At 64.4% G+C, this 13,235-nt stretch carries 12 protein-coding genes; 3 read left to right on the plus strand and 9 right to left on the minus strand.

Features of this window, described 5'->3' with window-relative positions; genetic code table 11:
• Window positions 1-40: 40 nt before the first annotated feature.
• Window positions 41-1,630 carry a gamma-glutamyltransferase family protein gene (locus ABDB81_RS07270; protein ID WP_160473695.1) on the plus strand — a complete coding sequence of 530 codons (1,590 nt, stop codon included), beginning with the start codon at window positions 41-43 and terminating at the stop codon, window positions 1,628-1,630.
• 26 nt (window positions 1,631-1,656) lie between these two features.
• On the opposite strand, the gene ABDB81_RS07275 is transcribed toward ABDB81_RS07270, so the two are convergent.
• Complete coding sequence (locus tag ABDB81_RS07275; protein WP_137928040.1) at window positions 1,657-2,169, minus strand: nucleoside deaminase; 513 nt, start codon at window positions 2,167-2,169, stop codon at window positions 1,657-1,659.
• 70 nt (window positions 2,170-2,239) lie between these two features.
• A complete protein-coding gene (locus tag ABDB81_RS07280) occupies window positions 2,240-3,106 on the minus strand; it encodes a LysR substrate-binding domain-containing protein (protein WP_346810507.1) in 867 nt (288 codons plus the stop codon).
• An 86-nt stretch (window positions 3,107-3,192) separates the two neighbouring features.
• On the opposite strand from ABDB81_RS07280, the gene ABDB81_RS07285 reads away from it, so the two are divergent.
• Both ABDB81_RS07285 and ABDB81_RS07290 read left to right on the plus strand, forming a co-directional pair.
• Window positions 3,193-4,125, plus strand: a complete 933-nt coding sequence (locus ABDB81_RS07285) for a DMT family transporter (protein WP_346810508.1) — start codon at window positions 3,193-3,195, stop codon at window positions 4,123-4,125.
• Window positions 4,126-4,315: 190 nt separating this feature from the next.
• Window positions 4,316-4,858, plus strand: a complete 543-nt coding sequence (locus tag ABDB81_RS07290) for a cysteine hydrolase family protein (RefSeq protein ID WP_160473698.1) — start codon at window positions 4,316-4,318, stop codon at window positions 4,856-4,858.
• 6 nt (window positions 4,859-4,864) lie between these two features.
• On the opposite strand, the gene ABDB81_RS07295 is transcribed toward ABDB81_RS07290, so the two are convergent.
• The 7 genes from ABDB81_RS07295 to ABDB81_RS07325 form a co-directional block, all read right to left on the minus strand.
• Window positions 4,865-5,848 carry a tripartite tricarboxylate transporter substrate binding protein gene (locus tag ABDB81_RS07295; protein WP_346810509.1) on the minus strand — a complete coding sequence of 328 codons (984 nt, stop codon included), beginning with the start codon at window positions 5,846-5,848 and terminating at the stop codon, window positions 4,865-4,867.
• A 102-nt stretch (window positions 5,849-5,950) separates the two neighbouring features.
• Window positions 5,951-6,736: a heme ABC transporter ATP-binding protein gene (locus tag ABDB81_RS07300; RefSeq protein ID WP_346810510.1), complete on the minus strand. Its 786-nt coding sequence runs from the start codon at window positions 6,734-6,736 to the stop codon at window positions 5,951-5,953.
• A 1-nt stretch (window position 6,737) separates the two neighbouring features.
• Window positions 6,738-7,727 carry an iron ABC transporter permease gene (locus ABDB81_RS07305; protein WP_346810511.1) on the minus strand — a complete coding sequence of 330 codons (990 nt, stop codon included), beginning with the start codon at window positions 7,725-7,727 and terminating at the stop codon, window positions 6,738-6,740.
• A complete protein-coding gene (locus tag ABDB81_RS07310; protein ID WP_346810512.1) occupies window positions 7,727-8,578 on the minus strand; it encodes a hemin ABC transporter substrate-binding protein in 852 nt (283 codons plus the stop codon). The genes ABDB81_RS07305 and ABDB81_RS07310 overlap by 1 nt, the downstream gene beginning before the upstream one ends.
• A gap of 31 nt (window positions 8,579-8,609) precedes the next feature.
• Window positions 8,610-9,644: a ChuX/HutX family heme-like substrate-binding protein gene (locus ABDB81_RS07315; protein WP_346810513.1), complete on the minus strand. Its 1,035-nt coding sequence runs from the start codon at window positions 9,642-9,644 to the stop codon at window positions 8,610-8,612.
• A 25-nt stretch (window positions 9,645-9,669) separates the two neighbouring features.
• Window positions 9,670-11,004 carry an HmuY family protein gene (locus ABDB81_RS07320; protein WP_346810514.1) on the minus strand — a complete coding sequence of 445 codons (1,335 nt, stop codon included), beginning with the start codon at window positions 11,002-11,004 and terminating at the stop codon, window positions 9,670-9,672.
• Window positions 11,005-11,028: 24 nt separating this feature from the next.
• A complete protein-coding gene (locus ABDB81_RS07325) occupies window positions 11,029-13,014 on the minus strand; it encodes a TonB-dependent receptor (RefSeq protein ID WP_137928031.1) in 1,986 nt (661 codons plus the stop codon).
• Window positions 13,015-13,235: the final 221 nt, after the last annotated feature.

Here is a 13,235-nt window from a genome sequence, read left to right on the forward strand (position 1 = left end):
CCACGCTCCCATCCTTACAGACATACCGAACAAGATTCCCATGCTGCCTTTCGACTGGTCCTTCCCCTATCCCTCCCAGAAAATGCCGCTGCTGGCCGCCAACGCGGTAAGCACCAGCCAGCCGCTGGCGGCCCAGGCGGGCCTGCGCATGCTGTATGCCGGTGGCAATGCCATCGACAGTGCCATTGCCACCGCCATTACGCTGACGGTAGTGGAGCCAGTCATGAACGGTATTGGCGGCGACATGTTTGCGCTGGTCTGGCATGAGGGGCGTCTGCATGGCATCAATTCGAGTGGCCGCGCCCCCGCTGCATGGACGCTCGATCATTTCGCGGGCCGCGACAAGATGCCGTCGGTGGGGTGGGACACCGTGACGGTGCCGGGTCAGGTAGCGGGATGGAAGGCGTTGTCCAAGCGCTTCGGCAAGCTGCCTTTCGCCAAATTGTTCGAGCCGGCTATCGAATACGCGGAGCACGGCTTCCTGGTCTCACCGCAGATCGCGCGCCAATGGGCGGCACAGGTGCCGGTGCTGCGCGAGCAACCGGGCTTTGCCCAGGCATTCCTGCGCGATGGCCGTGCACCGCAGGCTGGCGAGCGCTGGCGCTTTCCGGAACAGGCCGCCACGCTGCGCAAGATTGCCGAAAGCGACGGAGCCAGCTTCTACAAGGGCGAACTGGCTGCGAAGATCGTCGAGTTTGCCGAGACCACCGGCGGCGCCATCCGTGGCGACGACCTTGCCGCCCATGAAGCCACGTGGGTAGAGCCGATCTCGCAGGACTTCCGTGGCTACACGCTGCACGAGATTCCGCCGAACGGGCAGGGCATTGCGGCGCTGATCGGACTGGGCATTCTTGACCGCTTCGATATCGAGTCGATGGGCGTGGACAGCGCGGATTTCTACCACGTTGGTGTTGAAGCCATGAAACTGGCTTTCGCGGACCTGCACCGGCACGTATCGGACCCCGCCACGATGCAGCATCCGCCCGCCGCCTTCCTCGACCCGGCCTATCTGGCCGAGCGCGCGGCAACCATCGACATGCGCCGCGCGGGCAAGCCCTCGGCGGGCATGCCGAAGACCGGCGGCACTGTGTACCTGGCATCGGCGGATGCGCAAGGTTCGATGGTGTCGTTCATCCAGTCGAACTACCGTGGCTTTGGCTCCGGGGTGGTGGTGCCCGGCACTGGCATCTCCCTGCACAACCGTGGCGAGGGCTTCAACCTGAAGCCGGGTCACGCCAACTGCGTGGCGCCGGGCAAGCAGCCCATGCATACGATCATCCCCGGCTTTGTCACGCGTCACGGCGCGCCGGTCATGGCGTTCGGCGTGATGGGCGGTTCGATGCAGGCGCAGGGGCACGTGCAGATGATGGCGCGCCTTGCCGCCTTCGGACAGAACCCCCAGGCGATGAGCGATGCACCGCGCTTCCGTGTGGAACACGGCCCGGTGGTCAACGTGGAAGCCCACCTGCCGGCCGATGTGGTGGCCGTGCTGCGCGAACGTGGTCACCACGTGGAAGTGGCGCCGCGCGACAGCCTGGAATTCGGCTCGGCGCAACTGATCTACAAGGCGCAAGACGGCTACATAGCCGCGTCGGATTCGCGACGCGATGGGCAGGCCGTGGGGTATTGATCCGCGCGCCAGCAGGCGGCCGGGTGTTAACGCCCGGCCCAGAATCGCTGTTGCAACGCAGCGATCTCGGCTTCCATCTCCGGCACCGGCCCGATCAGTTCCACCGGTTTCTGGCAATGGTCGAACACATAGCGCGACGGCACGCTCATGGTCGGATTTTCGGTATGGCTGCCGGTGGCCTGCAGCAGCGCGTGCTCGGTCATGCCGAACACTACGCGGCCGATGTTGGCCCAGTACGCGGTGCCCGCGCACATGCAGCAGGGTTCAACGTTGGTGTAGAGCGTACAACTCCACAGGTACTCCGGCGTGAAGTTGGTCGCGGCCACGCGGGCCAATGTGGATTCGGCATGATTGACCGTGTCGATGTTGCATTGCTCCAGCAACACGGTTTCCTGATCGGGGCCAACCAGGATGGCGCCGAACGGATGATGGCCGAGCCCAATCGCGCGTTCTGCTACGGCTTGCGTGCGGCGCAGGTGGCGACGGATCTGGTCCGGCGTGGGGGAGAGGCCCTGGGCGGGAAACGTAGTGGTCGTCATCGATGATTCCTGATTGCTGGATGTAAGAGGCAGGGGCTGGAGATAGCAGGCATCGTGCCAGCCCCGGCAACTAGGCGGCAAGCCGCAACGTACGCGTCAACAAGTCCTGAAGTTCGTCCACCGCCTTGGCGCCACGCGACGCACGGCTACGGTACACCGCCACTTCCATCGGACCCAATGGGCCGAGACCCTGCTCGCTGCCGAGAATCTTCAGATGCGGCGGCGCGCTGCACTGCGTGAGCACGGCTACGGCCAACCCGCTTTCGATGGCCGCGATCTGCCCGGCCAGACTGGAGCTGTGATAGACCACCTTGTAACGCCGCCCCTGCTGGGCCAGCGAATGGATGGCCACCTGACGCGCCAGGCTCGCATCCTCGTAGACGGCAATGGGCAGCGGATCGCGCCGCCAGGTTTCGAACTCGGGCGAGCCTACCCAGACCATCGGCTCATGAAACAGCAGCGTGCCCCGGCGTGCATGATCGCGTGAGATCAGCGCGAGGTCGAGATCACCGCTGGCCACGCGTGGAATCAGCGACGTGGATTGCTCGCAAACCAGGTCGATTTCCACGCCGCTGTGCCGGGGCGCGAAGCGCTTCAGCACTGGCGTGAGGTACTTCTCGGCGTAGTCATCCGGTACGCCTAGCCGTACGCGGCCGGTCAGTTCCTCGCCCGTCAGCGCGCCTTGCGCCTCGGTGTGCAGATCCAGAATCCGCCGTGCATAGCCCAGCAGTGTCTGTCCTTCCGGCGTCAGGCTCAGATTGCGCGCGCTACGCTCCAGCAAGCGCTGCCCGAGTGCTTCCTCCAGCTTCTTGATCTGCATGCTTACGGCAGACTGGGAGCGATGGATTTCCCCAGCGGCACTCGCCAGCGACCCGGCATCGACCACAGCCACAAAGCATTTGAGCCAGTCCATCTGCAGGTCACGGGGTGTTGTCATCGCCGCCTCTATACATTCGATTATCGAAACCATACCTCGCGCATTATGCGCTTTTCATGATCGATGCGGCGCCCCAGACTGGTGCCATGAAATCAGATCAGACACTTCACGGCGGCTTGCCCGCACACCAGGGCAGGGGATCGATTCTCAGTGGGAGCGGCGCGCTGCCATTCCTGCTCGGCAACGTATTGCTAGGCACCATCGGCATCTTTGTGTTCGCGGCCAACGCGCATCCGCTCACGGCCGCATGGTCGCGCTGCGCCTTTGGATGGGTCGGCCTCTCGGTGTGGCTGCTGTGCAGACGCGAGATGTGCCATGTCTGGCTCACACGCGATACCGCGCCGTGGGTGCTGATTGCCGCCTCGCTGATGGTGGCAAGCTGGGGCCTGTTCTTCGACGCGATAGGGCGCACCTCGGCAGGCATGGCCGTGGTGCTGTTTCATGTGCAGCCGCTGTTCGTGCTGGGGCTTGGCGGATTGTGGCTGGGCGAACCCGTTGGCCGTGCCCGCCTTGGCTTTGTGATGGTCGCGATGGTCGGACTATTGCTGGCAACGGGACTGCTGGAGCAGGCGGAGAGTGTGCGAGGCACGGGCTACTGGATCGGTGTAGGTGCCTGTCTGCTGGGCGCCCTGTGTACGGCGGGCGCCACGTTGATTGCACGCCGATTGGGAAATCTTCGCGCCGGCGTGCTGGCATGGTGGCAATGCGCGATTGGCACGACAGTGCTGCTGGCCTGGCCGCTGCAGCACGGCTGGCCGCCGTTCGGCGCGTCGTGGGCATGGCTCGCAGGGATCGGACTCGTGCACACGGCGCTGGCCTATACCTTGATCTATGCAGGCATGGCAAGGCTGCGTACCGCGCGCATCGCGGTGTTCCAGTTCGTCTATCCCGCCACGGCAGTGCTGATGGACTGGCTCGTGCTGGGACGTGGTCTCAGTACCCTCCAGATTGCAGGCATCGGCGTGATGGCCGCTGCGATTTTGATGGCGGAGCGGAAGCACGGACAGGTCGAGTATTGAACCGCGTGCCCTCACCCCCAACCCCTCTCCCACTGCATGGGAGAGGGGAGCGCATAGCGCAGGACGTGGGCTTCCAAACGTGCCCCAGACTTGCTCCCCTCGCCCGCAAGCGGGAGAGGGACTGGGGGTGAGGGCTGGCGGGTCCTGACGTGTGGCATCATTCGCCAGCCCAATTCCGAACCCCACCGCCATGACAACTGCCCTGATCGTGATCGATGTCCAGCAAGGACTATGTGAAGGTGAGTACGCCGGTGTCGGCTGGGAAGGGATGGTCGAGCGGATCAACGGCATTGCTCGCCGTGTACGAGAGGCGGGCTTGCCGGTGATTTTTGTCCAGCACGAATCCGCTTCGGATTTCCTGAAGTTCGGATCACCGAGGTGGCAGCTTGCTCCGGGTCTGGATGTACATGCCTCGGACCTGCAGGTCCGCAAGACCACGCCGGACTCATTCCACAACACCGATCTCGCGGCGGTATTGCAGACGCATGGCGTCAAGGAACTGATCATCTGCGGCATGCAGAGTCAGTATTGCGTGGATACCACCACGCGCCGTGCGCTGGCACTGGGTTATCCGGTGACGCTGGTGAGCGATGGGCACACAACCGTAGCCAGCGGGGAACTGAGCGCCGCGCAGATCGCGCGCCACCACAACCAGACACTGGCCGGCATCATCAGCTTTGGCCCACGGGTCACGCTGCAGGCGGCCGCCGACGTACTGCGCGGCGGCGCCTGAACGGCGTTATTCCGCCTTGATTCCCGCCCGCTGCGCCACGGCGCGCTTCTTCGGCAGTTCCGATTCGATTTGCGCCTGCGCTTGTGCAGGGGTGCCATAGCGCGGCTCGAAGCCGCTTTCCACCAGCAGCTTGCGCGTGACCGGGTCCGCCAGCGTATCGGCGAGCGCCTTGGTCAGCTTCTGGCGCACGTCGTCGGGCAGGCCGCGCGGGGCGGCGAGGATCGACCATGCATCGATGTCCACGCCCTGGATGCCGGCCTCGGCAGCAGTCGGCACGTCCGGCAACTGGGCCGAACGGCGTGCCGTGGTCACGGCCAGCGCCTGAATTTTCCCCGCCTTGATCTGCGGTGCCACGGCTGTAACCGTGTCGATGGCCAGCGGAATCTGGCCGCCGATCAGGTCGTTCATGGCTGGTGCACTGCCTTTGTATGGGACATGAACCAGTTTCACACCGGCGCTGTTCCACAGCAATTCGCCGGCAAAGTGTGCGGTGCTGCCTTGTCCGAACGAGCCATAGCTGTACTTGCCCGGCTCCGCCTTGGCCTTGGCCACGAGGTCGCGCAAGTTGTGAATACCAGCCTTGGGATTGGCCACCAGCACTAGCGGCAGCCGCGTGGCAAAGCCGATGGGCTCGAAGCTGCGGATCGGATCGTAGGGCAGGTTCGGCTGCAACGCCGGGTTGATCGTGAAGGTCGTGGTGCCCGCAGTCAGCAGCAATGTGTAGCCGTCCGGCGCAGCCTTGGCCACGTAGCTGGCGCCAATCACGGTGCCGGCGCCCGCGCGGTTTTCGACCACCACCGGCTGGCCCAACCGTTCGCCAAGCTGCTTGCCCAGCAGACGCGCCAGTACATCGGTCGCGCCGCCGGGTGGGTAAGGCGCAACGAGGCGAATGGGCCGGCTGGGATAGGTTTCAGCGAGGGCGTTGCCGGAAACGGTCACGCCGAGTGCCACGGAGAGCAGGGTGCTGCGCAGGAGAAAGCGGGAAGACATGTGGACTACCGTACAGAAAGGCCGTGCAGGTTACCCCGCCTTCCGCTCCAGCCAAACAACTGATCTGCAATATGGATATAACGGCGTCTGACTTCCGGCGATTTACCCAAACACCACCAGCGGCACCCCCACATGCACCGGCGATGGCAACACGCTTGCCGGCATGCCGTAGACCTTGGCGAGAATCTCCGGGGTCAATACGTCGGCGGGCGGGCCGTAGGCGGCGGTGCGCCCATCTGCGAGCAGCAGCAGTTGATCGCACCATCGCGCCGCAAGATTGACGTCGTGCAGCACAACGAGCACCGCCAGGCCATCGGTGCGGCTCAGCGTTTTCACGGCGTCGAGCAGCAGAAGCTGGTGGCGCGGATCGAGGCTCGAGATCGGTTCGTCGAGCAGCAGCGCACGATAGGTATCCGATTCCCGGCAAGCCAGCACCTGCACCAGCGTGCGGGCAAATTGCACGCGTTGTTGCTCGCCGCCAGACAGGCTCTGGTATTCGCGCGTGGCCAGGTGTGGCACATCGGCCAGGGCGAGTGCACGGCGTATGAGCGCGTTCAGTGCCGTGAGGTCGAGTTCCGGGAATGGATACGCACCCATCGTGACCACTTCGGTGACATCGAGGTCGAAGCCAAGTCCCGGCGATTGCGGCAGTACAGCGCGGCTGCGCGCGAGTTCCTGCACGGGCCATTTGCCGAGCGCACGATCGTTCAGTGTGATGGCGGCATCGTGCGCAGGAATCTCGCCCGCAAGCACGCCCAGCAGCGTGCTCTTGCCCGCGCCGTTCGCACCGAGCACACCGAGCACCTGCCCGGCGCGCAGTTCGAGATCGATACCACTGAGCACTTCGCGGCGACCGCGTGTGCAACGGAGATTTCTGGCGAGCAGCATGTCAGGTCTTTTTCCGCGTCAGCATCCACAGCAGGAACGGCCCGCCCACGAAGCTGGTCACGATGCCGATAGGAAGTTCGGCGGGGATGACGACCGTGCGCGACAGCCAGTCCGCGAGTGTCATGGCAATCGCGCCACCAGCAATCGCATTTGGCAGCAGCCAACGATGATCCGCACCAAGTGGCATGCGAATCAGGTGTGGCACGACGAGGCCAACGAACGAAATGGTGCCGGTCACGGCGACAACGGGGCCGACGAGCAGGGCGGTCAGCACAATCAACCGGCGCCGTAGTCGCTTGAGATCGAAACCGAGGTGTTGCGCTTCGCGCTCGCCAAGCAGCAGCGCATTCATCGCGCGCCAGTCACGCAGCAGTAAAGCGCAGAGCACGGTCACCAGCGGCACGAGCCACGCCAGCATCTGCCACGTAGCACCAGCAAGGCTGCCCATGTTCCAGAACGTGAGATTGCGCAGTTGCACGTCGCTGGCCTGATACGTGAAGAAGCCGACGATAGCCGCGCAGATCGCATTGATGGCGATGCCGGCCAGCAACAGATTGGCCACGCCGCCGCGCCGCGAACCGAGCCGGTACGCAAACGCGGTGGCGATGAGACTGCCCAGGAACGCTGCCGGTGCAATGCTGCCCAGCCCTTCGGCGCCGAGCACGATCGCGGCCACGGCACCCGCCGCACCGCCGAGCGAGATGCCGATCAAGCCCGGTTCGGCCAGAGGATTGCGGAACAGCGCCTGCATGACCGCGCCCGACAATGCCAGCGCGGCGCCCACGGTCACGGCCAATACGATGCGCGGCAACCGTACTTCGATCAGCACGTTGCGCCACATCGCGTCATCCCCGTCCGTGGGCGATGACCACAGCAGCGGCAACAGCTTGGCATGCGGAATGGAGAGCGCGCCGCTGGCGGCCGCCCAGAGGGCGGTGAACACCAGCATGGCGCAGAGGGCGGTGAAGACGCCCAGTCGGTGCGCGCGCATCAGCGAGCAGCCGATGGCGGCGAAGTTGGCGCTGAAACCAGGCCCGTTTGCAGCAGGCGCAGCGCTTCCGGCAACCGGGGACCAAAGCCAAGCAGCAGCAGGTCATCCATCACAACGATGCGCTTGTTTCGCGCAGCCGGCGTGGCGTTCAAGCCCGGCTGGGCGAGGAATGCTTCCGCGCTTCCGCTGGCGCCTACCGACATCGTCGTGGTGACAATGACATCCGGCTTCAGTGCCGCCGCTGCCTCGGCAGAGAACGGCTTGAAGCCGGTCTGGTTGCCGAGCACGTTCGTCGCGCCCGCGAGCTTGAGCATCGCATTGCCGGCCGTATCGGCGCCCACCGCCTGCATCTTGCCGGTATGGCTGCTCACCATCAGCACGCGCACCGTGCCGCTGACGGGCTTGATGTCGCGCAGTTCGGCGTGCAGCTTGTCGACCAGTGCGCGCCCGCGCTCCGGCATTTCCAGCGCGTTGGCCGTGCCGATGATCCGCTGATCGAGCGCCTCGATCGTTGGCTCGGATGGCAGCGTCACGACCTTGCTGCCAAGCTTGCGCACTTGCTCCAGTGCTTGCGGCGGGCCGCTCTGATTGGAGGCGAGCACGAGATCGGGCTTGAGGCTCGCAATGCCTTCGACCGAAAACGATCGGTAGTAGCCTACCTTCGGCAACTTCAATGCAGACGCCGGATAGATGCTCGACGAATCGGCACCGACCAGCGTCTTGCCTGCATCGAGCGCGTAGACGATTTCGGTGACCGCGCCACCGAGCCCGACAACGCGGGCAGGCGGCGCGGCCTGGGCAAGACCTGCCGCGCACAGCAGGGACAACAGCGCAGGGCGCAGCAGTTTCATCGCTTGGTTCCTTGTTGCCATCACACTGCCATCAGGCCGCCAGTGCCACCGGGCACAGCGACTGGAGCAGCGCGCGCCACTCGCCCAGTTCCGGCTTGCCAGGCTTGCGCTCGCCGAAGAACTGCACGATCAGCTCGCCACTGGCGCCGTACAGCTCCAGCGACGTCACCCAGCCATCGACGGTCGGCTTGTTCACTACCCAGCTCGACACCACGGCTTCGGTATTGAGGTGCAGGTTGAAAGACGGATCGAGCACGTTGAACCACGGGCCGGTACGCACGAGTTTCTTCACCGGCCCCGTGTGGATCTGCACGATGCCGCGATTGGCCACGAAGCACATGATCGGCAAGCCGGTTTCCGCCGCGCGATGCAGCACGGTTTCCACGGCCACGTCATTGACCTGTTGTGCAAGATCCTGCCCCGCTGTGCGCAGCGCGCCGAGACGCGACACCTTGAACTGTCGCAGCATCGAGAAGAAATCGTGCGTGTCTTTCAGGCCGCGCCAGTGGGTCCGGAATGCATCGCCATCGGCGGGCACGTCGGCTTCCTGGGTTGCGACGACCGGTTCGATTGTGACCGGTGCGATCGCATCCACCGCATGGCGGTCGATGTACGCCTGCCATGCGGCAGCGTCGGTGGCATCGGTCTTGTAGACCTTGTGCACCGCATCGCCGGCCTTGTCGAAGAACTGGATGCTCTCGCGGCCGCTCTCCGTCACGGCGTAGAAATGCCGCCAACTGCCAAAGAACATGCGCAGGTCGATATCCGGACCCAGCACGATGCCCATGGGTCCTTCGGCTTCAATACCCGTGTACGCACCGTGGCGCTCATGCACGGCATTGTCGTTGCGCGACAGTGCCATCACGGCACCCAGCGTACCGAGGTCACGGAACAACTCCTGTGCCGTGCCGCCGAGTTGCTTCGATACCAGGCCGCAACCTGCGGCCACCAGTTCGGCCTCCGTCACACCGAGCCGCTGTGCGCGGTCTCGGATGCGAAGCTTGGGCTCCGCTGCCACCAACGCCTCATGACGTTGGCGCAGCGTTTCAACATCCTGTTGTGTCATGTTTGTGGGGACTGTAGTCATTCAATCAGGGCTGGACGTCGAAATTGATGGTCCAGGTCTGCTGGCTGCTGTTCACGTTCGTGTCTGCGTAGGCGATCTTCGTCAGGTGGAAGCGCGCATACGTGGTGCCTTCGCCGCCACGGATCAGGCCGCCGGCATCGGTATTGGCCGCGATCAGGTGAGCGACAGACGGCAGACCATTGGCGGCGGCGGCTGCAGCGGTCGGGAAGTACGAGAACCAGCCGTAGTTCAGCGGGTTCGGATACGTGCCGGTGTAGGCCGGGTTCAGCACGGAAGCCGTCGAATCCTTGACCCATGCCGAGGCAGAAGCCGGTACGGCCAGCGTCAGGTCGGACAGGTCAGCCAGCGTGGCGGTCAGGTTGTTCACGTCGGTGAACTTCGCTGCCACAGGCTTGTTCGAAGAATCATAGAAACCAGCCGGGGTCTTGCCCAGGAAGCCCGCGACCGTGCCCGTGCCCGACTCGCCACCGTTCAGCTTCACGTTGTAGCGGTTGAAGGCGATATGCCACGTACCCGTCGAGGTGGTGGTGACGCGGTTCACGAGGTCGTAGTAGACCCAGTCGGTCGAGGCATTGACCTGTGCCGTGTAGACGGTAGCCGGCGCATTGCGATCCACGAAGCGGAAGCTCGGATAGCCCGACGTCGTGCCGCCTGCACCACCGTAATAACCGGTGACCTGGAGCGCGAACACGGTGGACGGCGTAGCGCCCGTGGCATCGGCCGCAGCGCTGTTCGTGGTGATCACGAACGTACGGAACGTGGGATACAGCGAGTGGTCCGTCGCCGCGCCGGTCACGCCGTATTCGAACGTGGCGGAGCCGATATCGTTGGTGCTGGCAAACACGCCGCTGGCCGAGTCCTTCAGGAACACGGCTGCGGGCAGGGCGCCGTTGACCGGATCGGTCGTGGCGTTTTTCCAGGCCGACAGGTTGCTCCAGGTGTGGTCGAACGGGCTGCCGAACGCGCCGCCGTTGCCGGTGCCGCTGGTGCCGCTGTTCGTCCACAGCTTGGCCGTACGGCCACCCGTATCCGTCTTGACCTTCAGGTCCCACGCCGTGCCCGAGCACGCGGTCTCGGCCTTTGCGTTGAAGTCGTAGCAGAGCGATGCACCAGCCGCCGGCAGGGCGAAACTCCATTCGGCCGATTGCGTGAAGGCCGTGGTGGCTGCCGGCGGCGTGGTCGTGCCGCCGCCCGTGTTGGAGTTGCCACCGGTGCTGGGCGTCGTGGTGGTGCTGTCGTCGCCACCGCCGCCGCAGGCGGCGAGCGTCAGCGCCAGCGCGGCCACGCCAATTGCGCCCAGCGTGCGGCGATGCAAGGAGAGTGTGTCGTTCTTCATCATGAGTGCTTCCCCGTTGAGTTCTTGTTAGCGAGCGACGTCGAAGTTGAACCGTGCGCCCAGGTAGATAAAGCGCCCCGCCACGGGCCCGAAGTCACTGGCATTCGCAAAATCGCGTTGACGATTGAAGAGGTTGTTGACGCCGACGAAGCCCGTGACGTTGCGTCCGATCTTCTGGTTCAGCACCAGGTCCAGCGTGCCCCAGCCCGGCGAGCGAGCGCCCGTCACGGAGTCGGTCAGTTCGCTGCTCTGGAAGCGCGCGCGCGTGGTCAGTTCGGTAGACGGGAAGATGCGCCAGTCAGCGCCCACGCGGCCCATATGACGCGGACGGCGAGTCAGCTCGGTGCCGGTATTGAGGTCTTCCGTGTCCGTGAAGGTGTAGGCGGCCGTCAGGTTCAGCGTGTTGGTGGCGCGCCAGCGCAGCGAAGTTTCCGCGCCTTGCGTCTTGGCGCGCGCCACGTTGCGGTAGGTGTAGACCGCGATGCCGTTGACCATCTGGAAGTTGGTCATGTCGGTCTGGATCAGGTCCGTCACGCGGTTGTAGAACAGATTCGCATCGAGCGTGACGCGGTCGCGCCAGCTCAACTGGCCGCCCAGCTGGAAGCTGTTCGACGATTCGGGCTTCAGGTTCGGGTTGCCGAGCACCACATAGCCCAGCGAGCTATGGTCGAACAGGTAGTGGCGCTCCTTCAGGTTCGGCACGCGATAACCCTGACCGTAGTTGGCGCGCAGCACACCCTTCCAGGTTTCGGTGGCCAGCAGGTTGGCACGCACGCCCACCTTCGGCGCGAAGTGGCTGCCGAAGTCGGAATCGTGCTGGCCGCGCAGGCCGAACACCATTTCCCAGGTCTCGTTGAAGATGACGTCGTTCTGCAGGTACAACTCGCCCGCTGTGCGTTCGGCGTTGCCCGAGCCCGCAAGCTCGGAGGCACCGTTGACGTTCTGGTTCAGCGTCTCGCGATGGAAGTCGCCGCCGAACTGCCACAGTTGCCGATACCAGGCCGGCATGTCGAACTGCGCGGAGACGTGATCGGTCTGCTGCGCGGAGTTGCGCGTGGAAGTCTGGAAGCCGTTCGAGTATTCGCGCGACGTGCTGTCGTAGGTTTCGTGCACACCGGCCAGCCGGGCACGCACGCCATTGTCGAAGCCCCACTGGCCGCCATACGTATAGCGATTGCGGTCGATGTCCTCGGTCTTGCGCTGCGGCACGTACTGCGGCGGCGCGTAATACTGGTAGCGCTGCTCGTCGGTCTCGCGATAGGCACTGGCATCGAACCAGAACTTGCCTGCCTTCGTCGGCAGCCATTCGAGCCGGCCCGAATACTGCTGGCGGCGCACCTTGTCGCCATGGCGCGTCCAGTTGTCCGGCTCCACGGCAAAACCCTTGTTATCGAGCGCATCGGCACTGACGCGCGCCCGGAAGTGCTCCGTGCCACCTTCCAGCCGAACGTTTCCGTGCAGCGCGCCGGGCGAGCCGTCGGCGTTCTGGCCGCCATAGGTGCCTGCATCGGCCGTGGCTGCACCACGGAAACCCTTCTCGATGGGACGCGTGATCACATTGATGACGCCGCCCATGGCGGAGCTGCCGTACTGGGCCGAACTGGCGCCCTTGACCACTTCGATGTGATCGACTTCGGTGAGCAGGTATTGCGAAACGTCTACCGTCGAACCAGTGCTGGCGGTGATGGGCAGCCCATCGATCAGGATCAGCACCTGATCCGCCGTCATGCCCTGCAGCGTGACTTCGTACCCCGATTTGCCGTGGATTTCGCGCAGTTGCAGGCCGGGCACGTTCTCCAGCGCATCCTTGAGCGTGCGGGCGTGGGTACGTTCGATTTCCTGGCGGTCGACCACTTCGGTACGGATCGGCGTCTCGTCGAGCGTCTTTTCCGAACGGGTGCCGGTAACCACCACGGTGGAGAGGGACGTATCGGCAGCGACCGGCTGGGCACGAAGATGCGGCGCAGTGGAAAGCAGAGTGCCGGCGACGACGGCAAGGGTTTTCAGACGCATGAAGGGGGCGGACCTGCTCGGTTAGAAACAGACGCAAATGATAATGATTCTGATATCCACTTTTATTAACTTTCCTTAACCGTTTATGGCAACGGTGCGGCGTGGTCATGCGGGGACGCGAAAAACGGGGAAAGAGGTAGAAAGACGGAAGGAAAGCGAGGGAAGGCGGGGGAAGGCGAAAGAAGAGGGCGGGGTGGGGCGGGGAGGGGCGGACGCGGCGG

This window comes from Cupriavidus sp. DL-D2 (assembly GCF_039710735.1).
Classification (GTDB): Bacteria; Pseudomonadota; Gammaproteobacteria; order Burkholderiales; family Burkholderiaceae; genus Cupriavidus.